The sequence below is a fragment of the Polymorphospora sp. A560 genome (assembly GCF_045781765.1).
GTDB classification, from domain to species: Bacteria; Actinomycetota; Actinomycetes; order Mycobacteriales; family Micromonosporaceae; genus Polymorphospora; species Polymorphospora lycopeni.
This window is the reverse complement of record NZ_CP122282.1, coordinates 2,392,610-2,414,397: the sequence shown is the minus strand read 5'-3', so window position 1 is coordinate 2,414,397 and position 21,788 is coordinate 2,392,610. Positions and strand designations below refer to the sequence as shown.

Genomic DNA, 21,788 nt, shown 5'->3' with positions numbered 1-21,788 from the left:
CTCGTCGGTCAGTGGTCGCGCCGGTCACCCGACGACATGATTCACCCGCGCCGCCCTCTTCCCCATCCGACTCCGCCTCCGGGCGTCACGGCCGGCCCGAGAACGCAGCGCAGCCGGCAGCGGCAGATGCCACATTCCCGAGGCGCCAGCTCCGGGAGCACGCGTATTCGCGCAACCGGATGAGCGCCAACGCTGTGGTCACTGCCCGCCAGGCCGTGATCATGCGGTCACCTGGTGCACCTCGGGATGTGGCAGGCCGGTTCGCTCGGGCCACCGACCGTCCCGGCCCTCCCGTGGCGCGTAGCAGCACCGCACACGCCGTGTCCACCAAAACCAGCACGGCGATCGATTGCTCTGCCCGAGCGACTGTACACCCATGTGCACCCCCCGGCGGCTGTCGGACCACGACGTCCTGGTAGGCCGACGAACCCGGTCGACGCCGAATGCGCGAGGGCGTACGCTGGCAGTGCCGCCCGGGACCCTGGTGGCTGACGGCTTGCCGCCGGCGGACGAATTCCACCGTTCGAGGTGACCGGTTGGCCGTCCCTCCGCGCCAGATCCATCGATCAGGTCGCCGGATGTCCCTCACCGCCCTGGCCAGGTACCTCCCCACGCATGGCACGCCGGGCCGCGACAGTCCGTCGTAGGCCCGCCATCACCCAGGTACGCGTCGGCCAACGCCGGCATCCAGGCTCGCCAGACGCTCATCGGAAGGCGGCGGTTCGTAATGACCGCACCCCGGAACAATCATGCTCGATTCTTCTCCATCAACGGCCACGACCGTACGGATGCTTCTCGTCCAATGCCCGGGCGTCCGGCGGTGCGGCGCTCGCGGGTCGGGGATCTGTGGATCGCTGCCGTGGTGTTCGCGCTCGTACTCCTGCTGCTCCTCATCTTCGTCCTGCAGAACGGGCAGCCTGCCGAGGTGTCGTTCCTCGGCGCACACGGCACTCTGCCGATGGGTGTGGCGCTGCTGCTGGCCGCGGTCTTCGGGGTCCTGCTCGTCGCCCTTCCCGGCACCGCCCGGATCGTGCAACTGAGGAAGCTCGACCGCCGTCCCGTCGAGCAAGCAGGCCCGCCCGTATCCGGCCCGACTCCCCCACCGGCGACCGGCATCGCCACAGTTCCGCTGCCGCCCCGCCCACCTCGTGAGGACGGATGAGCGATGTCCGTCACCGCGCAACACGTCGCCACGACTCCCGCGCCAGCACCCTCCACTCCTCGGCTCGCCCCTACCCGGGTCCGGGCGGTACTCGACGGCGGGTGGCGGCCGCGGTCCTGGAATCCGGCCACCTAACTCCCCGGCCTTGTCCTCGCACTGTCCGAACCTCATGGCCGGATCCGGCACATCATGCTCAACATCCACGCCTGGGACAGCCGGTTCCGCCGGTTGACCGTCGGATCGGATGTGGTCCGGTTCCGTTGGTTCGACACCCTCGATCCCGCCCTGCCGGTCGCCACCACCGGCCGCGACGTCCAGGTCGACCTGCTCGTGGGCACCGTCCGCCACGGCACCCTCGGCAGCCGGGTGGGCGATGACGCCCGCCCCGGGGCCGGCGTACTCGGATCTCGGCGGCGTCCAGACGCAGCGTGACCCCTTCCGCAGCGGCGTACGAGAACGCGTCGGCCAGGGTCCGTAGTCGTAGGCCGCTGGACACCGCGCAGCCGCGGCCGGCCAGCAGCGGACGGACCAGGCTTCGCTTCCCGCTACGGACCGCGCAGTCACTCCCCCGAAAGCAACGACAAGCTGTACGAGCGAAGATCAACCGCCTACGCGATCAACCTCCGCTCTGCTGAACGCACGAAGAACGCTCAATGGCCCCGGCCTCCAACTACATGGAGGGGCTTGGTTGCTCGGGTGGGTTCCCGTGGGCCCGGATGCTGTCCGCGATGGCGACTCCCGCCAGGACGAGGGTAGCGGTCAGCCCGGCCACCAGTGCGGGTGCGAGCACCAGAGCGGGGCCGGCGACGATCAGAATGAGCAGCGCGACCAGCCGGGGCGGTGACACCCGGCTGAACACCTCGTACTCGAAACGGGCTCGTCCGGCCAGGAACAATGCGGGGCCGCCGAGGATGACGCCGGCCAGCCAGGGTGTGGTGTGGTCGGTGGGGTGGGCGATGACGACTTCGAAGCCGGCGGAGGTGGCGACGACGCCGGCCACCATGAGCAGGTGGGTGTTGGGTGCGGACCGCACGAATCCGCCCGGATCTCGGGCGGACTCGATGGTGGCCTTTAGCAGGGCCCCGGCGCGATGGACGTAGATCTGCCACAGCAGCGCGGTGGCGGCGAAGGCCAGCAGGAGCACCGCTGTGCGGCCGATTGTCGTGTCGTTGTCGGCGTAGGCCAGGGTGGTGAGGAGGATGAGATCGCCGAGGGCGAGGGTGAAGAACTGCTGGTAGCGCTCCGCTAGGTGGTCGGCTGCCACCGTGTACTGGGATGTGGGTATCCGACCGAGCCGGGGCGTGGGATAGCGGAGCCAGGCTGATCCGTAGTCGATGGCTAGCGCCGCGGTCCACAGCAGGCCCCGCGCTGCTCCTGCCACGAGGCCGCCGGCGAGCCACGGTACGGCGGACACAAGAAACCAGAAGACGAATCGGCTGGGCTGCAGGTTCGCCGCGCGGTTGCGCAGCGTGGCGACGAGGAGGATGCCACGTCCCAGTTGGATCGCCACGTATGCGCCCGCGAAGACCAGGGCGTGGTCGGAGAAGGCGGTGGGCAGCGTGCCGGCAAGCAGGATGGTTCCGAGCATTACCCAGAGCGTCATGGGAAAGATGGGAGGCCGCTGCGCGTGGTAGAGGTCGGTTACCAGCGCGGTGACGGACCAGACCCACCAGATCGCCAACAGCAGCACCACACTCTGGAAGGCCCCGACCCAGTCGAGACGCTGGGCCAAGGTTCGTGATGTCAGGGCGAGCGCGGCGACGAAGACCAGATCGAAAAACAGTTCCAGCAGGGTTGCGCGCTGGGGCCCCTCACCCTCCCGGGCCAGCCCCACCGCGCGGTCGGTCGTCATCAGGTTCCCGTCTACTGACTCCGGGTCTTCAAGACTGGAGAGCTTCACAGTAGGGGACGCGGCCGAGGTGGGTGGCGAAGAAGCCCTGAGCCATGTTAGCGGAGTAGTGGAATCAATATGGCAGAGATCGGTTTTGTCCCACGCCCTACCCATGCGCTTGCGTTCCGAGGTCATCGGCGCGCTGAACCTTCCAGCCGCAACCGGCGGCTGTCCGATCCGGCGCGGGCAATCGTCGACGGCTCCGAGCAGCTCGCGCCAGGGACGACAGCGAACCTGTCCGCCTGACCGCCCGCGTCCGCCTCGGATTCTCGCCATGTGGTTCTACGGCCACCTGACCCCAGCGCGGATCGCCACCGAGGTCGAAATATCGCATCTGTGTGTCCCCCGGCTGGAAGTGTTTGCCCGAACCCGGTAGATCGGACATCTCCAGGCACGGTGTAACCCGGCCCAAGGAGTAGGCTGATGATGTCGTCCTGGACCCCGGCGGCTTCGGCCCGCGAACTTCGTGCGCCACCGTCGAGATGTGAGGTCCACAAGATGGCCAGGTTCGGCTTTGCCCGCTCCACCACGGTGCAGTCCGGCCCCGAGATCAACGGCCGGTCCCGCACGGTGCCGCGTACCCACGCTGGGAGTCCACTGGTCGCGTTCGCGACGTCCGCGCTGCTGCTGCTCCTGCTACTGGTCTTCATCGTGCAGAACGGTCAGCGCATGGACGTGCGCCTCTTCGGCGCGCAGGGCCACCTGCCGGTGGGAGTCACGCTGCTGCTCGCTGCGGTGTTCGGCGTGCTGCTGGTCACCGTGCCCGCTACGATGCGGCGCATCGTCCATCTGTGGTTGTTCAACCGCAGGCACCGCACCCCCTACACCATGCCCCGTCCAGACCCCGCCGACACCGGACCGCGCGCCGATGTACCGGAGGGACGGAACCCTTGATCCGCTCTACCGAGGACCGCATGACGTGGGTCTGCACCCGTGAGCCGCCAATGGCACGCCTGCGGCTGGCGCCCTCGCCGTCCAGACGCGCGATCCTCGACGGCGGTTGGTGGCCGACCTCGCGCGACCCGGTCGTCGAGCTGTGCAGCCTGGTCACCGCGCTTACCGCCCAGCGGGGCGGCGTGATCGAACGGATCATGCTGCAGCCGGCGGCCTGGGACAGGCACCCGTGCCGGATCGGAGTCGACGGTGCAATGGTGCGGGTGGGCTGGTTCACCAGCCTCGACGCTGAATTGGTGATCATCACGGGCCCGCGAGATCTGCGGATCGACCTGGCCGTGATAGCGCCGGAGACCGCGCACGCCGTGGCGACGGCGGCCATGCTCGCGGCTTCCCGCCCCACCACCACCCGCACCGCCGGTACCCTGCCTGTACCGCCCAGCCCTCGCCCGCGAGGAGCGGTACGAGACGGCGAGGATGTCGCCGTCTGGGAGGCCGAAGGCGGGCACCTTCGACCCGATCGACAACCCACAGCGCCGGCCCGAATCTGACCGTCCAACCGGCCCGGGGGCACCGGGTCCGGGACCTCGGTTCGAGGTCCCGGATCCCCGAAGCCACCACTGACCGCGGTCCCCTAGACGCGGGAGAGGCAACAATCGGGAAGGACACCGGGACGCCGGACCCGGCCGGCTCCACTCATCTGTTGTCGAGATGCCTGCGTTTGCCTCACGGAACCAGCCGCTACCACTACCGCTACCGGCCGGTCGTTGTCGGCGTTCGACATTCACACGACGGCGAGATTGCCGTGTTCATCACCGACCAGACCGACGGCCGGTCACCGACTGAAGGTTCGAAGGGCGGAGCAACCGCATGGAGTTCGACGTCACCATCGAGATCCCCAAGGGAACACGCAACAAGTACGAAATGGATCGGCAGACCGGCCGGATCCGACTGGACCGCACCCTGTTCACCGCTACCCAGTACCCGGCCGACTACGGATTCATCGAACACACCCTCGGCGAAGACACCGACCCCCTTGACGCGCTGGTACTGGTACAGGAGCCGACCTTTCCCGGCTGCCTCATCCGATGCCGGGCCATCGGCATGTTCCGGATGCGGGACGAGAAGGGACCCGACCCAAAGGTGCTGTGCGTGCCCACGGCCGACCCCCGCCTCGTGTACCTGGGCGACATCACGGATCTGGAGCACTTCCACAGGCGGGAGATCCAACACTTCTTCGATGTGTACAAGGACCTGAAGCCGGGCAAGAGCGTCGACGTCGATCGCGGGATCTGGGCGGGCCGGACCGAAGCCGAGGCGGAGATCAGACGTTCACAGGAACGCGCCTCCCAGCCGACCTCTGCCGGATGACCACGCCAGGCCGAACCCGCGGAGCCCTTGTCTGCGTACTCGCCGTCCGGCCCGGCGTTCGGTCGCGCCGTTCAGGTATGCCGTACGGGCCGCGCGGTGGGCGTTTTGCTTCAGATCCCCAGCGGCGACAGGTCACTCGCTGTGCAGACAGGTTCCGGAAGCCCGGCTTCCGGTGCGGGTGCAGGTCCACGTAGTGAGGCGTAGGTGAGCATGCCAGCCGGGTCCGCGGTGGCCGCCAGGTGCCGTCGCCACCAGCCCGCCCGGGGGACGCCGACCAATCGCCGTCGCCCCAGCGTGCCCGTCGTGCTGGCTGATCGCCGATCACGTCCCGGCCGCAGGATCCGCCGCTCATGGCACGTTTCAGGTTCGCCACGCATCTCGACGGCCGGTGGTGGGATTCGACCGGCGCGTCCACACCGCCGTCCGTGAGCATCACCGTTGCGGACGGCTTCACGAGGGAGCATTCGATGAGGATCGCCAGGCACCGGATCGTCCGCGTTCTCCGCGACCGCGGCCAGCAGGTCAGGGCCGACTGGGTCGAGCGCGAACTACCAAAGCGGGTGGCCCCCCATGAGCACCTCGGGCTGCTCGCCGCCCTGCGTCTGGACCCGGCCGACCTCGCCGACGTGCCATCCCCGTGAGGGTCGCCCTGCTCGGACCGATCGCCTGGCGGACACCCCCACACCACTACGGCCCCTGGGAGCAAGTGACCGGCCTGCTCGCCGAAGGGCTGGTCACCCGTGGCGTGGACGTGACCCTCTTCGCGACGCTGGACTCCGCCACCTCCGCCGCCCTCGACGGCGTGTCCCCACGGGGGTACGCCGACGATCCGGACATGGACGGCCGGGTGTGGGAGGCGATGCACGTCTCCCACGCGATGGCCCGCTCCGGGCAGTTCGACCTGGTGCACAGCCACCTCGACTGGCTGCCGCTGGCCTTCGCCGAACACTGCCGCGCCCCACTGCTCACCACAGTCCACGGCTTCTCCGGCACGGGGACCCTCCCCGCGTACACCCGGGCCCGCTCGTCCTACGTGTCGATCTCCGACGCCGACCGGAGTGCCGAGCTCGACTACATCGCCACGGTGCACCACGGCGTCGACCTCACTGGGCTGCCGTTCACCCGCGACGCCGGCCCCGGCCTGGCCGCCTTCGGCCGGATCCATCCCGACAAGGGCACCCACACCGCCATCGAGATCGCCCGCAGCGCCGGCCGGCCCCTGACCATCTGCGGCATCGTGCAGGACGAGCAGTACTTCGCCGAACAGGTGGCCCCACACATCGACGGTGAGCAGGTCATCTTCCTCGGATCCGTCGGCCCTCGACGGCGCGCGGAGGTGCTGGGCGTCAGTACCGCCCTGCTGCACCCGATCGCCTTCGACGAGCCATTCGGACTGTCGGTGGTGGAGTCGATGGTCTGTGGCACGCCGGTCGTCGCGTATGCGCGAGGGTCCATGCCGGAGGTCGTCGACGAGGGGGTGACCGGGGTTCTCGTGCACACCGTCGAGCAGGCCGTCAACGCGATCGCCCGGGCCGCCGGGCTCGACCGGGGCGGCTGCCGGGCGCGGGCCCGGCAGCGCTTCGGCGCGGACCGGATGGTCACCGACTACCTGTCCGTCTACGACCGCCTCACGCGCCGCTGAACCCGCCGGGCGACCGTCGATTGCTGACCAGGCAGCGGCCCCGCCCTCGAATCCGCTCCGCCGGCCACACACGCTGGCCGGCGTCCGCCGTCACCGCGTGAAACCGCCGCTACGCCCGGGCGGCCGCCGACAACCGGAAGGCCAGATACCAATGCCCAGCTACGGATTCCTCAGCACCCACCCGCCAACCCGGTGCGGACTGGCCACCTTCAACTCCTCCCTCGCCGCCCACCTGACCGCCGACGGCATCCACGGCGGCATCGTGCGGGTCACCGACCGCGACGACGACCAGCGGGCCGGGCCAGACGTCGTGCACACCTGGTCGACGCGCACCCCGGTCGGCTGGCGGGACGCCGCCGCCGTCCTGAACACCTTCGACGTGGCGGTCGTCCAGCACGAATACGGCATCTACCCCGGCGCCGACGGCGAGGACATCCTGCCCTTGCTGCGCCGGCTCACCGTGCCGAGCATCGTCGTCCTGCACACCGTGCTCCGCCAGCCCACCACCCGGCAGAAGTCCCTGCTCGAGCAGATCGTCGCCGCCGCCGGGGCGGTCGTCACGATGACCGACACCGCCCGCGACCGGCTGCTCGTCGGCTACACCATGCCCCCGGACAAGGTCACCGTCATCCCGCACGGCGCCGCCGAGCACGTCGGCGCACCCGCCGACCGCCGTACCCGCCCGCACCTGCTGACCTGGGGGCTGCTCGGCCCCGGCAAGGGCGTCGAATGGTCGCTACGGGCCCTCGCGCGGTTGCAGGACCTCGACCCGCCCCCCACTTACACCCTCGCGGGCCAGACCCACCCGAAGGTGCTCGCGCACCAGGGGGAGGCGTACCGGTCGGGACTGCACCGCCTCGGCGCGCAACTGGGCGTCGCACACGCCGTGGACTACCAGGACGTCTACCACGACCAGCACACCCTCGGCCGGTTGATCCGCTCCGCCGACGTGGTCGTTCTGCCCTACGACTCCCGCGAGCAGGTCGCCTCCGGGGTGCTCATCGAGGCGGTGGCCGCCGGCGTGCCCGTGGTGGCCACGGCGTTCCCGCACGCCGTCGAGCTGCTCACCGGCGGCCCCGGTCTGGTCGTACCCCATCAAGATCCGGCGGCGCTGGCCGCTGCCATCCGGCGCATCCTCACCGAACCGGGCCTCGCGGCCCGGCTGGCCGGCCGCATCCGGCCACCGGCTGCGGACCTGCGCTGGCCGGTAGTGGCGGCCCGCTACGGCACTCTCGCCGAGCGGCTCGTCGCCGCCCGCGCCTCCGTGGTCAGCGCGGCGTCGGCGTGACCGCGACCACCGACCTCCCCGGCACACCGGACAGCGGCCCGGGGCAGTCGGCGCTCCGACCTACCTTCGCGCACCTGAGCCGGTTGAGCGACGACACCGGCCTGTTCGAACACGCCCGCCACGCCATCGTCCGCCGCGAGTACGGCTACTGCACCGACGACGTCGGGCGCGGCCTGGTCGTCACCAGCCGCGAGCCGGAGCCGACCGAGGAGGTGCTCCGGCTCGCGGAGTGCTACCTCGCCTTCCTGACCCACGCGCAGGACGCCGCCGGCGCCTTCCGCAACCGTCTAGGGCACGACCGGCGCTGGACCGACCAGCCCGGCCTCGGCGACTGGTGGGGTCGGGCGCTGTGGGGGCTGGGCACCGCCGCCGCGCGCAGTCCCGCCGCCTGGATCCGGGAGGGGGCGCTCGTCGCCTTCAGCCGGGGCGCCACCCGGCGCTCCCCGGCCCCGCACGCGATGGCCTTCGCCGGGCTCGGCGCCGCCGAAGTGCTGCGCCGCCACCCGGCCCACGCCGCCGCGGCCGCGCTGTTGGCCGACGCCGCGACCACGATCGGGACCCCCGAGACGGATCCGGGGTGGCCCTGGCCACAGCAGCGGCTGACCTATGCCAACGCTGCCCTCGCGGAGGTCGTCATCGCCGCCAGCCAACTGCGCCACGACGGCCCACCGCTCGACGACGGGCTGCGGATGCTGAACTGGCTGCGCGACGTACAACTACGCAGGGGCCGGCTGTCGGTGGTGCCGGCCGCCGGGTGGGGACGCGGCGTGGCGCGGCTTCGCCACGACCAGCAGCCCATCGAGGTCGCCGCCTTCGCCGACGCCTGTGCGACGGCCGCCACGATCACCGGCGACCCCGGCTGGGAGGCCGGAGTACGGCAGGCGGTCGGGTGGTTTCTCGGCGACAACGACATCGGCACACGGATGTGGGATCCGGACACCGGCGGCGGCTACGACGGGCTGACCCCGCACGGCCCCAACCTCAACCAGGGTGCCGAATCAACCCTCGCGCTCATCTCCACGCTGCAGCACGCCCGGCGGTGGTCGTGACCGGCCCCCTGGCGGTCCGACACGGCATCACCCTCACCCCGGATCCAGGCAGGGTCATCGTCAAGCTCTTCGTCCCCGGTGAGGACGCGGCTGTGGTACGCAGCCGCGCGGGGGCGCTGATCGACCGTGTCGCGCACCTCGACGACGAGGAGACGGGCAGGCTGCTGAGGGAGAGCTTCAGCCGCTTCGGAACCCGGCACCGCGACCTGGACGGCACCTTCCACCACCACTACGACCTGGTCCGGCACCGGGCCGCGCGAGCCCGGGACTTAACCGCCACCACCCGGCTCCTGATCGGCGCCTACTTCAGCCACGAGTACTCGGTCGAGGCGGCCGCGTTGTGCAACCCCTCGATGGTGCCCCACCCCGACCAGACCGGTCTAGGCGCCGGGCAACTGCGCGTCGCGGTCAGCCTACGCCAGATCGGCGAGGGCCACCTGTCGTCCATCGGGTTCGCCACCGCGGTCGTCGGACCCGAGCGCCGACTCACCGTTGCCGACCGTACCGGCCCGCTGGTCGTCGGGCAGCGGACCGGCGTACGGCACCGTCGGGACCTCCTCGCCGCCGGCCTGACCGAGGTGGACTGCGACAACGAGATCACCGCCACCGTGCTGGACGCCCTTCCCGAACGCTACGACGAGGCCACCTTCGAACTGGTGCTCGGCGACCTGCCACCGGACCTGCTCTACCGCAGCACCGGACTGGGCACCCTCGAACACATGCGCCGCACCAACGCCGCCAGCTACGCGACGACCTTCCCCGCCGACACCACCCTGCACCAACGGGTGCTCTGGCCAGCCACCCCGGCGGAGAGCAACGGCATGGAGGACGCCCGGTTCGTCAGGTTCCTCGACGAGTCCGGACCGGTGTACCGGGCCACCTACACCGCCTACGACGGGCGGCGCATCGCCACCCGCGCGCTGGCCAGCGGCGACCTGCGCCGCTTCGAGGTCACCCCGATGCGCGGGCCGGGCGTCCGCAACAAGGGCGTCGCGCTGTTCCCCCGTACCGTCGGCGGCCGGCACCTCGCCCTGTGCCGCGCCGACGGCGAGACCATCGGCCTGACCTGCCTGGACGCCGAGAACCGGTGGCAGGATCCGCTGCCTCTGCACGGCCCCCGGGAAAGCTGGGAACTGATCCAGGTCGGCAACTGCGGATCGCCCATCGAAACCGATGCCGGCTGGCTCGTGCTCACCCACGGGGTCGGCCCGATGCGCCGGTACGCCATCGGCGCACTCCTGCTCGACCTGCGTCGACCGGAACGGGTCGTCGCGCGGCTCCCTGGTGCACTCCTGTCACCCGACGACGCCGACCGGGACGGATACGTCCCCAACGTCGTCTACTCCTGCGGCGGCCTCGTCCACGAGGGTGAGCTGTGGCTGCCATACGGGGCCAGCGACGCCCGGGTCGGATTCGCCACCGCGCCGGTGGCCGCGCTCCTCGCCGGGATGGTGGAATCCCCGCCAGCACCGGGCGACCGGGGCCGATGATCGGCCCCCGGCACGGCGGTCCGTACGGCGAGTGCCTGACGCACGGGATTCTCGACGGCACGCTCATCCACACCGACCGGCTCTCCGGTGGGCAGGACCGACGCCACTACGCCGGCAAACATCGCTGCCACGGTGTCAACGCCCAGGTCATCGCCGACCCGGCCGGCCGACGTGGACCTCACCCGCGCTGCCCGGGCTACACCCACGACCTGACCGCCCGTACGGTGCCAATACCTGTCGCACCTGCTGTGAGCTGGGGGTTCGTGGGAATGAGGCACCTTTCGTGGTCATGGCCTTCCATCTGATCTATCTGGTCGCGATCCGCGTGTCGGCGCTCTGCTCCTCGCGGATCGCAGCGACCGCGCGGTGCTCGCGGAGTCGCTGGCCCTGCGTGGGTAACCCAGCAGGCCCGCAACATGGTCATGGACCCCGGAGAACGCACCGCCGGGGCCGCAGCATGCGCGAGGAGTGCACAGGCGTCGATGACACCTCGCGGTGGCCCTGCTCAACCGCCCAGAGGGCTGACCCGAGTTCGGCGCAGTTGGGCGCCGGCTGGTCGGGGGCGGTACGGCCTACCGGCGTACGCGACAAATGGGTTGCGGGTTCGCTCCAGCTCCACGAGCATCGTTCGCGTGGTGAGCCCAAGTACCGCCCAACCCGCTGGAGAGTGGTGTATGCCCTGGTCAGCGCCGAGCGCACGTTGTCGCCTCGGCGAAGGCTCCTGCCGCTGACCCATCTCCGCTACCGGCGTTCACCGGCAGTGAGTCTCCCGCGAGGCCGAGCATCATCGCTCGGCGCGTTTCCTGACCTATCGGAAACTCTCGCCAGGAGATAGCACTTTGTCCTCCGATAAGAACGGCTCCTCGCTCCCTGCCTTCTTCAACTGCATGCGGTGCGGGAACAGCGTTTCCACGAACACCCCTTCGAGCCGGATCCGTAACCACTGCCCCAACTGCCTGACCAGCAGACACACCACGATGCGCGAAACACGCACCACCGACGGTAGGTGCGGTGCCCGCATGCAACCGATCTCGGTCGCGGTGCTGCGTGGCGGCGACTGGACGCTCATCCAGCGCTGTACCGGCTGCTCCGAGCTCGCCGACGACCACGTCGAACCGGATGACAACCAGTTGCTCCTCATCCGCCTCGCGGTCCGGCCGCTCGCCCAGCCACCGTTCCCGCTGGATCATCTCGGCGCCCTCTGGGCGGCGGGTTGATCAGGAGTTCCGCCATGCCACGCCGGAACAGGGAGCGACCGGGGCGGCGACAGCCGCACGGCCGGACGCAACGCCAGAAACGGATGCCCGGCAGGAACCGCGACGAGTACGGCGAGTCGTTCCGGTGCCTGCACTGTCGCCTCGACGTGTCGATGTCCGCCCCGGGCACGGCACACCGTAACCACTGCCCGAACTGTCTGAGCAGCAAGCACGTCGACCGGTCGTGCCCCGGCGACCGCGCCTCGACCTGCCATGCCCGGATGGAACCCATCTCGATCGCCGTTCGCGGCGACGGGGAGTGGGTGATCATCCACCGCTGCGTCGGCTGCGGCGGCCTCGGATCGAACCGGGCCGCTGGGGACGACAATGCCCTGGCGCTGACCAGGCTGGCCGTCACGGCGATCCGCCATCTCGGGTCGCCGCTGCGGATCCAGATGGCCGTACCCCCCGAATGACGCGATCGGCGGGTGGCCCCGACGCAAGGTCCGGGCTACCCGCCGGTTCGTGGTGTGGCCGGTGGCCGGCCCGGACGACCCGTCCGGGCAGGACGGCAACCGTCAGGACGCTGGGATCAGCTCGCCAGGGTCGCCCGGCGCCGCGCCCTCGTCCGGCCGGACCGGCTCCACCTCGTGCGGCCGGCAACGGGGGGCAGCTTGTCGCGGAGTTACTGAACCTGGTGTTCGAGTCGATTCACGGCGCTTTGGTGGTCGCACCCGACCGGTACCGCCACCCAGCGGATGAGCGGACCACATGGCAGCCGCAGACACCTGGGTGGTGCGCGGCCGGGCACGGCAGCACCTGGCCGACCACGACGGTCCGGGGAAGCAGCCGTGTAGTCACTATGGGATAAGTCCTCAGCGCAGGCCGAGCAGGTCCAGGGTCAGCATGCCCGACTCCAGAGCTGCACGCATGCCGTCCTCCTTGCGTTCTCGTTCGATCCCGGCGTCGATTGCCGCGGTGAGCCGGTCCCCGGGGATCACGACGACCCCGTCTCGGTCCCCGATGATGACGTCACCGGGGTGTACTGGTGTACCGCCGCAACTGATCGGTGCTCCGACCACGCCGGGCCGGTTCTTGGTGGTGCCTTTGATGGAGACCGCCCTGCAGAATGCCGGGAAGCCCATTTCGACGATCGAGTCGACGTCGCGTACTCCGCCGTCGATGACCAGGCCGGCGATGCCGGCGCACTGGGCGGCCAGGGTCAGCCTGTGCAGCCGGTACTTGTTCGTCACCGCCACCCCGGCGGACACGTTGTGGTCGGTGCGGTTGGCGTACCGGGTTCCGGCGGTCGTCACGTCCGGCACCGACGCGGTCCCGCCGGCGCGGCCCTCGTGCTTGATCCGGTCCAGCCACAACGACGGGAACGTCAACGCCGCGCTCTCCATCGTCGCCGGGAAAGTATGCTCCAGCGTCCAGTGATCGACATCGGCGAAGTCACCGTCGACCTTGACCTGCGTCGTCACGGTCTTCAGCCGGTGCGATGCGCGACGCCAACAGCGAGGACAAAAGCACCGTCTACCGCGAGCTACGACTCGCCCTCACCTACAACCCCGGCCACAACAAAATCAGCGTCGAGGCTAAGCCTGACGCTGATTACTGTGGGGTAACTGTACGTGTCCGAGGGGGGACTTGAACCCCCACGCCCTATACGGGCACTAGCACCTCAAGCTAGCGCGTCTGCCATTCCGCCACCCGGACTTACACGTTCCACCCTACCGGAGATCGGCCAGACGATCTCTCGTCCGGCTTCGGCCTCCTTCAGGGGCACGGGGCATTACTGTACACGGGCCGTACGGGCACCGCACAACGCCCCGCCCGCCACCCGCCGACCCCGGGCTGAGCAGCAAATTCGAGGGCGTCGGAGAGCCCCGGCCGGCAGACTGCCCGGATGACGATCACCCGGATCAACCCCGAAGTCCTGCATGCCACCCCCGGCTACCACCACGTGACGGTCGTGGCGGCGGGCCGTACCGCGTATCTGGCCGGGCAGTGCCCGCTCGGTCCGGACGGCGCCCTGGTCGGGGCCGGCGACATCGACGCGCAGGTCGACCAGGTGGTGTCGAACGCGCTGGTGGCGCTGGCCGCAGTGGAGGCCGGTCCGGAGCGGGTCGTACGCACGGTGATCTACGTGGTCAGCGACGACGGCGCCATGCTGGCCGGGGTGTGGCGGCGGTTGCTGGCGTCGCCGTTGGCGCCGGCGTTCACGACGGCGAGCACGCTGGTCGGGGTGGCCCAGCTCGGGTTTCCCGGTCAGTTGGTGGAGTTGGACGTCACGGCGTCGCTGCCCGGCTGACAACCCCCGGCGCCGGCAGCCGCACGCCGGGCACATGGCCGCGCAGGGCAAGCACGCTCCGCGCAGCTATCTCCAGATTTACACATCATCCGACCTGCGAATATAGAGTTCGTACGATTGACAAAGTTTAGACTCCATACTTATTCTCCTGGTCAGTCCGGGCGCCGTCCGCGGTCAGCACGGCGCCCCGCCGTAACCCGTCCCCCCGAAACGGCACGCACTTTCCCCTGGCGAGGAGCACCATGACCGGTTTGCGCAGCACGACAAGACGGACCCGATGGCGGAACGGCCTGCTCGCGAGCGGCCTGTCGGTCCTGCTGGCGGCCCTCGGCCTGACGTTCGCCGTCAGCGCCCAGGCCGCCGCCGGCTGCCGGGTCGTCTACACCGCCCCGAACCAGTGGCCGGGCGGCTTCACCGCCAACGTCGCCATCACCAACCTCGGCGACCCGCTCAACGGCTGGAGCCTGACCTGGACGTTCCCGTCCGGGCAGCAGGTCACCCAGGCCTGGAACGCCAACGTCACCTCGTCCGGCGCCAACGTCACCGCCACCAACGTCAGCTACAACGGCGCCCTGGCCACCAACGCGACCGTGTCGTTCGGCTTCAACGGCTCCTCGACCGGCGCCAACACCGCCCCGTCGTCGTTCGCGCTCAACGGCGTCACCTGCACCGGCAGCGTCGGTCCGACCACCCCGCCGACCACCCAGCCGCCGACCTCGCCGCCGCCGACCGGCAACCCGACCGACCCGGCCGCGGCCGTCGCCGCGATGCAGCCCGGCTGGAACCTCGGCAACTCGTTCGACGCCACCGGCGACGGCGAAACCTCCTGGGGCAACCCGCGGGTGACCGCGCAACTGCTCGACAACATCAAGGCCCAGGGCTTCAAGAGCATCCGGATCCCGGTCACCTGGGGCCAGCACCACGGGGCGGCGCCCAACTACACGATCAACTCGACCTACCTCAACCGGGTGAAGGAGGTCGTGGACTGGGCCCTCGCCGACGACTTCTACGTGATGATCAACATCCATCACGACTCGTGGCAGTGGATCGCGAACATGCCCAGCAACCGCACCACGGTGCTGGCCCGCTACAACGCGATCTGGACCCAGGTGGCGAGCACCTTCCGCAACTCCTCACCGAAGCTCGTCTTCGAAAGCGTCAACGAACCCCAGTTCACCGGCAGCTCCGGTGACGCCCAGAACGCCACGCTGCTGCACGAACTCAACACCTCCTTCCACAGCATCGTGCGGCAGTCCGGCGGCAACAACGCCACCCGCCTGCTGGTCCTGCCGACCCTGCACACCTCGTCCGACCAGCCCCGGATCGACGAACTCGTCGCCACGTTCGACGCCCTCGACGACCCCAACCTGATCGCGACCTACCACTTCTACGGCTACTGGCCGTTCAGCGTGAACGTCGCCGGCGGCACCCGCTTCGACGCCACCGTGCAGAAGGACCTCACCGACGCCTTCGACCGCATTCACACCGCCTTCACCGCCCGCGGCATCCCGGTCATCCTCGGCGAGTACGGCCTGCTCGGCTTCGACCGGCACACCGGCACCATCCAGCAGGGCGAGAAGCTGAAGTTCTTCGAGTTCCTCGGCCACTACGCCCGGGCCAGGCAGATCACCACGATGTGGTGGGACAACGGCCAACACTTCAACCGCAACACCCACCAGTGGAACGACGCCGAACTGTTCGCCCAGATCAAGTCGAGCTGGACCACCCGGTCCGGCACCGCCTCCAGCGACCAGGTCTTCAGCGCCCGCGCCAGCGCCGTCACCGCCAAGTCCCTCACCCTGAACCTCAACGGCACGTCGTTCGTCGGGCTCCGGCACGGCAACACCGACCTGGTACGGGGCACCGACTACACCGTCAGCGGCAACGAGTTGACGCTGACCGCCGCCGCCCTGACCCGACTGAGCGGCAACCGGGCGTACGGGACCAACGCGGTGCTGTCGGCCCGCTTCTCCCAGGGCGTCCCGTGGCGGATCAACCTCGTCACCTACGACCGGCCGGTGCTGGCGAACGCCACTGGGACGACCGGCTCGTTCACGATCCCGACCACGTTCCGCGGCGACCAGCTCGCCACCATGGAGGCGACGTACGCCGACGGCAGCAACGCCGGCCCGCACAACTGGACGCCGTTCAAGGAGTTCGACCACACCTTCGCGCCGAACTACACCGCGAACAACATCGTGCTCAAGCCGGAGTTCTTCGCCGAGGTCAACGACAACTCCCGGGTCACCCTGCGGTTCCACTTCTGGAGCGGCGAGATCGTCACCTACTACGTCACCAAGTCCGGAGGCAACGTCACCGGCACCACCAGCTGATCCCGCGAGCAGCCGAAGGCCCCGTCCACCGGATGTCCAGTGGACGGGGCCGCCGGTACCCGGGACCCCCGTTGACACCACGGCCGGGTGACGGGGGAGCATGACGGGCGTGTCATCGCCCTCGCCCTTCGACGCCGTCCGGCGTGACGTGCAGGCGTTCCGCGCCGCCGGCGACCTGGACTCGGCGCGCGGGCTGCTGGCCGAGGCCCTGGTCGCGGCCCGGCCGGCGTACGGCGAGGACCACCCCGAGATCCTCGGTCTGGCCCACCAGCTCGGCCGCCTGCACCGCGAGGCCGGTGACCCGGCCGGCGCCCGGCGGGTGCTCGAGGAGGCCATCGCCGCCGGCGAGCGCCGCCACGGCCACGCCGACGCGCTGATGCTGGGCCTTTCGTTCGATCTCGGCACGGTCGCCGAGGAACTCGGCAACCGGCACGAGGCCAGCCGCAACTTCGGCCGGGTCGCCCGGTTCGGGCCGGCCACACTGGGCGCCGACCACTGGGCGGTGAGCGCCGCCCGCGCCTACCTGGGCGACGACGCACCGGCACCACAGGGCGAGCCGCCGGCCGCGCCGGCCCCACCCGCTCCGGCGCACCCACCGGCACCCGCGCCACCCAATCTCCCGCCCCCGGCCGCGGCACGCCCCGCCGGGCGGGCACAGGTGTCACCGCCCGCCCCGGCCCGCCCCGCGACGCCCCCGGGCAGCCCGGCACGCCACCGCCGCTGCCGGCCGTACCACCCGGGGTCGAGTCGCTGGACACCCCGTACCCGGACCCGACGGCGGGCCGGCTGCCGCCGTACCCGCCGCTCGAACCGCAACCGGCGACCCCGGCGCCGGCCGCACGGCCGGCGGGCGGCCGCGGCCGGGCACCGGTCGTCATCGCGGCGGCCGCCGCGGTCGTCGCCGCGGTGTCCGCGACCGTGACCGCCGTCATGGTGCTACGCGACGACCCGACGCCTCCCCCGCCGCCGACCGCACCGACCGCCGGGCCGGTCGTCGACGGCGAACCACCGACCGGGGTACGGGTCCGCGACGACGGCACCGCCATCACCGTGACCTGGGAGGACCCGAGCCCCGGTACGGTCCCGTTCATCGTCGCCGGCGGCCGGGCCGGACAGCAGCTACGTGCCATGGCCACCATCAACCCCGGCGAGACCAGCCACACCGTCAACGGGCTCAACCCACGCCTGAACTACTGCTTCACCGTGCTCGCGGTCTATTCGACCGAGCGGTACGCCACCTCCGGCCAGGTGTGCACCGACCGGTCCGGCTCCACGCCGGACTGACCCGCCCCGCACACCGGCGGTTGTCCACAGCCACGTCCGGGTGGTTGTCCACAGGCTGGCAAAGCGGCATTCCGTCTCCGCCGGAGCACCCCATAGGATGACCCCCGGTCCGGGGAGGAACACACACTGCAAAGTGCGGAGACATCGACCGCACACGGGGAGGCAGGAACGTGGTCACCACAGCCAGCGGCGACACCGGCAGCACGACGGCGCCGCCGCCCGACGGCCGGAAACGGTTCAGCCGGCTCCTCCCCCGCTGGTCCCGCCCCCGGGGCGGTCTCGTCACCGTCGGCACCGTCCTGGCGCTCGTCGCCGCGATGGGCCTGACGGTGCTCGGTCTCGGCTCCGCCGACAACGCGGTGGCCAGCTACGACGCCAGCTCCTGGCTGTGGAGCGTCGCCCGCGGCGAGGCCGCCCGGGTCAACGGCGTCACCGGCCGGGTCGACACCCGCGTCGCGGTGCCGCAGACCCGCAGCCACCCGATGCAGGTCGTCCAGACCGACCGGTTCCTGCTGCTGCGTGACCTCGACACCGGCCAGGTCAGCTCCCTCGACCTGGCCACCCTGCAGATCACCGCGACGACGCCGACGACCGCCGGATTCGGCGTCAGCGTCGCCCTGCACGGCGACGCCGCGTTCGTCGTCGACGCCGTCCAGGGCCTGGTCCGGCAGCTCGACCCGCGCACCCTGGTCCCCATCGGCGAACCCGTCCGCTACCCGCCGGGCATCACCGGCGGGGCGTTCGACGGCGACGGCCGGCTGTGGATCGCCGTACCCAGCGAGGGCACCGTCTCCGCCGTGACCGCGGCGCCGCTGCCGTCGGCCGCGCCGACCGCGGCGAGCGCCGCCGGCGAAGGGGTCAGCCCCAAGCAGGTCCGCACCGTCGCCGTCGCCGAACCCAGCCACGACCTGACCATCTCCACCCTCGACGACGGGGTCGCCGTCCTCAACCGGACGGCGAACACGCTGACCACCGTGCGCGGCGAGGACCAGAAAGTCGTCACCCTGACCACCGGCGGACCGGGTGCGCTGCCCACCCACACCAGCGGCGACCGGGTGCCGGTCACCGTCGCCGAGGAACGGCAGATCTACGTCGTGGACGACAGCGGCGTACGCCAGTTCGCGGTCCCCGGCAGCGGTGTGCGGCTGCGGCCGGCGGTGTCGTTCGCCGACCGGTTCTACTGCGCCGACGAGGACACCGGCACCGTCTACTCCTTCGACCTCGCCGGCCAGCTCGTCGACCGGATCGAGGTCAAGGGGGCCGGCGGTCCGCTCGAACTGGAGGTGCGCGAGGGCCGGCTGTTCATCAACGCACCGAACTCCTCGACCGCCCGCGTCGTGGACGACAAACACGAGGTGCGGGTCGTCGACAAGTACGCCAACGACATCCTGGGCGGCGACCCGCCGCCGGACCCGCCGGCCCCTCCGCCGCCGACGAAGCCGGTGGTCGACAAGCCGAGCGCGCCGCGCACCGTCACCGCGACGGCCGGCGACGCCCGCGCCCGGATCACCTGGCGGGCGGCGGCCGCCAACGGGTCCACCATCACCCGCTACGTCGTCGAGGGCGACGGCCGCACCTTCGAGGTCGGCGCCGACCAGCGCTCGTTCGAGGTCGCCGGGCTGACCAACGGCGAGACATACCGGTTCTCGGTCCACGCCGTCAACGCCAAGGGTCCCGGCCCGGCCCGCACCAGCAACCCGGTCGTGCCGACCTCCGAGGTGCCGGTCGCGCCGACGGAGGTCACCGCCGAGGAACGCGCCGACGGGACCGTGCTGGTGCGCTGGCCGGCGTCGGACGGCCAGGGCCACCGGATCGCCCGCTACACCGTGACCGCCGTGTCCGCCGGCGCGACCGCGCCCGCCGGCGACTCCCGCAACACCGAACTCGTCATCCCGGCCGGCGAACTCGAATACGGCACCCAGTACGCGTTCACCGTCTCGGCCGTCAGCGCCAACGGCGCCGCCTCGGCGGCGTCACCGGTCAGCAACACCGTGGTGCCGTACACGGCGCCGGGGCGACCGGGGGCGCTGGCCGCCTCCACCGTCGCCGACCGGCCCGGAACCGTGCAGGTCGTCTGGGCGGCCCCGGCCGCCAACGGCCGCCCGATCAGCCATTACGTCGTCGAGGCCGGCGGCCGGCGCACCGAGGTCACCGACACCCGGGCCCGCGTAGAGGGGCTCGGCGACGGCCAGAACGTCACGGTCCGGGTCCGGGCGGTCAACGCCGCCGGCGAGGGTCCCGAGGCCACCGACACCGCCCGCACCGTCGCGCCGCCGCGGGTCACCGTCACCGGCAGCTCGGCGACCGCGACCAGCGTGACCGTCACGTTCACCACCGACGCCGGTGGCGGCCAGGCGACCTGCTCGCTGGCGATCGCCGGGGCGACCACCGCGACCGGCGGCTGCACGTCGCTGACCGTACGCGGGGTGCGGCCGGGGACGACCCACCGGTTCACCGTCACCGCCGAGAACGCCGCCGGCGAGGGCACCGCCACCGGCAGCCGGGCCACCGAGATCCTGTACGGGACGGCGACCTGCCGCAACGGCGACTCCGGCGAGGAAGCGACCTACTGCGATCGCGACCATGCCGGCCGCAACGGCAACGAGATCTTCGAGGTGCCGAGGCAGGACAACGACCGGCAGGCCGGCTGGGCCCGGCCCGGGACCCGGCTCGCCACCTACTGCAAGGTGCGCGGCGAGGAGGTCTTCGCCTACATCTACAACGACAACAAGCGCAGCACCTGGTGGATCCAGGTCGACTACCAGGGCCGCAACTACATCCCGTGGGTCTGGATCAACCTCGACGGCGGCGACGACGTCAACGTCCTCCCCAACTGCTGAACCGCCCGCAACCCTGAGGAGCACCACCGTGCCGCCCACCCCGCAGCCGCTCGCACCGCACGAGGTGCAGGGCTTCGCCGCCCTCGCCACCCGGCTCGCCGGCAACGTCGGCTCGGTGGTGCTCGGCAAGCCCGACGTCGTACGGCTGGCGCTGACCGCACTGTTCGCCCAGGGGCACGTGCTGCTGGAGGACGTACCCGGGGTCGGCAAGACCACCCTGGCCCGCGCGGTCGCCGCCAGCGTGCACGGGCAGTGGCGGCGGATCCAGTTCACCCCCGACCTGCTGCCGTCCGACGTCACCGGCGTCACGATCTTCAACCAGGGCACCCGGGGCTTCGAGTTCCACCCCGGCCCGGTCTTCGCCAACATCGTCATCGCCGACGAGATCAACCGGGCGTCGCCGAAGACCCAGTCGGCGCTGCTGGAGGTGATGGAGGAGCGGACCGTCACCGTCGACGGCGTACGGCACCCGGTACCGCGCCCGTTCCTGGTCGTCGCGACCCAGAACCCGGTCGAGATGGACGGCACCTACCGGCTGCCGGAGGCCCAGCTCGACCGGTTCCTGGTCAAACTGTCCGTCGGCTACCCCGACGAGGCCGTCGAGATCGAGGTCCTACGCGGTGCCACGACCCGCTCCCCCGAGGCGCTGGAACCGGTCACCGACACGACCACCGTCGGCGAGATGATCCGGATGGCGCAGCGGGTCCACATCGCCGACCCGCTCTACGCCTACGCCGTACGGCTGGCCGCCGCGACCCGTGACCACCCGCGCGTACGGGTCGGGGTCAGCCCCCGCGGCGTCATCGCGCTGACCCGCGCCGCCTGCGCGTACGCGCTCGTCGACGGGCGCGGCTACGTGCTGCCCGAAGACCTCAAGGCGCTGCTCGGCCCGGTCTTCGCCCATCGCATCCTGCTGTCGGCCGACGCCCAGCTCCACGGCGGCACCGCCACCGAAATCCTCGACGACGTGGTCCGGTCGGTGCCGGTACCGCTGCCGGCCGGGCAACTCGCCGCCAGCGGCACCTGACCCGCCG

19 protein-coding genes, 1 tRNA gene and 1 pseudogene are annotated in these 21,788 nt (G+C 71.0%); 18 read left to right on the top strand and 3 right to left on the bottom strand.

The features are described 5' to 3' along the window. Positions 1 to 859: 859 nt before the first annotated feature. Both QCD66_RS10960 and QCD66_RS10955 read left to right on the top strand, forming a co-directional pair. The gene (locus tag QCD66_RS10960; protein ID WP_375736518.1) at positions 860 to 1,162 is read left to right on the top strand and encodes a lipopolysaccharide assembly LapA domain-containing protein; all 303 of its coding nucleotides are present in this window, start codon (positions 860 to 862) and stop codon (positions 1,160 to 1,162) included. A gap of 147 nt (positions 1,163 to 1,309) precedes the next feature. Next, positions 1,310 to 1,594 (top strand): annotated as a pseudogene (locus QCD66_RS10955) (DUF5994 family protein); the annotation flags it as partial. Between the two features lie 238 nt (positions 1,595 to 1,832). Here the strand turns inward: QCD66_RS10955 and QCD66_RS10950 are convergent. After that, positions 1,833 to 3,014 (bottom strand): low temperature requirement protein A, encoded by a 1,182-nt coding sequence (locus QCD66_RS10950; RefSeq protein WP_375736517.1) that lies wholly within the window; start codon positions 3,012 to 3,014, stop codon positions 1,833 to 1,835. Positions 3,015 to 3,551: 537 nt separating this feature from the next. On the opposite strand from QCD66_RS10950, the gene QCD66_RS10945 reads away from it, so the two are divergent. The 10 genes from QCD66_RS10945 (at position 3,552) to QCD66_RS10900 (ending at position 12,459) form a co-directional block, all read left to right on the top strand. After that, entirely contained in the window at positions 3,552 to 3,947 is a 396-nt protein-coding gene (locus QCD66_RS10945; protein ID WP_375736516.1) for a hypothetical protein, read from the top strand. After that, positions 3,944 to 4,498, top strand: a complete 555-nt coding sequence (locus QCD66_RS10940; protein WP_375736515.1) for a DUF5994 family protein — start codon at positions 3,944 to 3,946, stop codon at positions 4,496 to 4,498. The genes QCD66_RS10945 and QCD66_RS10940 overlap by 4 nt, the downstream gene beginning before the upstream one ends. Before the next feature lie 319 nt (positions 4,499 to 4,817). After that, on the top strand, positions 4,818 to 5,318 hold the full coding sequence (locus QCD66_RS10935; protein ID WP_375736514.1) for an inorganic diphosphatase: 501 nt from the start codon (positions 4,818 to 4,820) through the stop codon (positions 5,316 to 5,318). A gap of 467 nt (positions 5,319 to 5,785) precedes the next feature. Next, positions 5,786 to 5,959, top strand: coding sequence for a hypothetical protein (locus tag QCD66_RS10930; RefSeq protein WP_375736513.1), 174 nt, complete (start codon positions 5,786 to 5,788; stop codon positions 5,957 to 5,959). Then, entirely contained in the window at positions 5,956 to 6,960 is a 1,005-nt protein-coding gene (locus QCD66_RS10925; RefSeq protein WP_375736512.1) for a glycosyltransferase family 4 protein, read from the top strand. Before QCD66_RS10930 ends, QCD66_RS10925 begins: the two co-directional genes overlap by 4 nt. A gap of 151 nt (positions 6,961 to 7,111) precedes the next feature. After that, positions 7,112 to 8,248, top strand: coding sequence for a glycosyltransferase (locus QCD66_RS10920; protein WP_407567104.1), 1,137 nt, complete (start codon positions 7,112 to 7,114; stop codon positions 8,246 to 8,248). Next, entirely contained in the window at positions 8,245 to 9,297 is a 1,053-nt protein-coding gene (locus QCD66_RS10915) for a glycosyltransferase (RefSeq protein ID WP_375736520.1), read from the top strand. The genes QCD66_RS10920 and QCD66_RS10915 overlap by 4 nt, the downstream gene beginning before the upstream one ends. Then, positions 9,294 to 10,787 (top strand): glycoside hydrolase family 130 protein, encoded by a 1,494-nt coding sequence (locus QCD66_RS10910; RefSeq protein ID WP_375736510.1) that lies wholly within the window; start codon positions 9,294 to 9,296, stop codon positions 10,785 to 10,787. The genes QCD66_RS10915 and QCD66_RS10910 overlap by 4 nt, the downstream gene beginning before the upstream one ends. Before the next feature lie 887 nt (positions 10,788 to 11,674). Beyond that, positions 11,675 to 12,004 (top strand): RNHCP domain-containing protein, encoded by a 330-nt coding sequence (locus tag QCD66_RS10905; protein ID WP_375736519.1) that lies wholly within the window; start codon positions 11,675 to 11,677, stop codon positions 12,002 to 12,004. 83 nt (positions 12,005 to 12,087) lie between these two features. Then, positions 12,088 to 12,459 carry an RNHCP domain-containing protein gene (locus tag QCD66_RS10900; RefSeq protein WP_375736509.1) on the top strand — a complete coding sequence of 124 codons (372 nt, stop codon included), beginning with the start codon at positions 12,088 to 12,090 and terminating at the stop codon, positions 12,457 to 12,459. A 399-nt stretch (positions 12,460 to 12,858) separates the two neighbouring features. Here QCD66_RS10900 and QCD66_RS10895 read toward each other — a convergent pair whose 3' ends face one another. Continuing rightward, entirely contained in the window at positions 12,859 to 13,467 is a 609-nt protein-coding gene (locus QCD66_RS10895) for an RraA family protein (protein ID WP_375736508.1), read from the bottom strand. Between the two features lie 151 nt (positions 13,468 to 13,618). After that, positions 13,619 to 13,702 (bottom strand) — tRNA-Leu (locus QCD66_RS10890). 190 nt (positions 13,703 to 13,892) lie between these two features. Here QCD66_RS10890 and QCD66_RS10885 point away from each other — a divergent pair. The 6 genes from QCD66_RS10885 to QCD66_RS10860 all read left to right on the top strand — a co-directional run bounded on the left by QCD66_RS10885 (position 13,893) and on the right by QCD66_RS10860 (position 21,781). After that, on the top strand, positions 13,893 to 14,297 hold the full coding sequence (locus tag QCD66_RS10885) for a RidA family protein (protein WP_375736507.1): 405 nt from the start codon (positions 13,893 to 13,895) through the stop codon (positions 14,295 to 14,297). Positions 14,298 to 14,539: 242 nt separating this feature from the next. Continuing rightward, a complete protein-coding gene (locus tag QCD66_RS10880) occupies positions 14,540 to 16,630 on the top strand; it encodes a cellulase family glycosylhydrolase (RefSeq protein ID WP_375736506.1) in 2,091 nt (696 codons plus the stop codon). A 109-nt stretch (positions 16,631 to 16,739) separates the two neighbouring features. Continuing rightward, positions 16,740 to 17,552: a tetratricopeptide repeat protein gene (locus QCD66_RS10875; protein ID WP_407567103.1), complete on the top strand. Its 813-nt coding sequence runs from the start codon at positions 16,740 to 16,742 to the stop codon at positions 17,550 to 17,552. Beyond that, positions 17,537 to 17,914: a fibronectin type III domain-containing protein gene (locus QCD66_RS10870; protein ID WP_407567102.1), complete on the top strand. Its 378-nt coding sequence runs from the start codon at positions 17,537 to 17,539 to the stop codon at positions 17,912 to 17,914. Before QCD66_RS10875 ends, QCD66_RS10870 begins: the two co-directional genes overlap by 16 nt. Before the next feature lie 170 nt (positions 17,915 to 18,084). Next, positions 18,085 to 20,754 (top strand): fibronectin type III domain-containing protein, encoded by a 2,670-nt coding sequence (locus QCD66_RS10865; RefSeq protein WP_407567101.1) that lies wholly within the window; start codon positions 18,085 to 18,087, stop codon positions 20,752 to 20,754. Positions 20,755 to 20,782: 28 nt separating this feature from the next. Then, on the top strand, positions 20,783 to 21,781 hold the full coding sequence (locus QCD66_RS10860; RefSeq protein WP_364220221.1) for a MoxR family ATPase: 999 nt from the start codon (positions 20,783 to 20,785) through the stop codon (positions 21,779 to 21,781). The last annotated feature ends 7 nt before the right edge of the window (positions 21,782 to 21,788 follow it).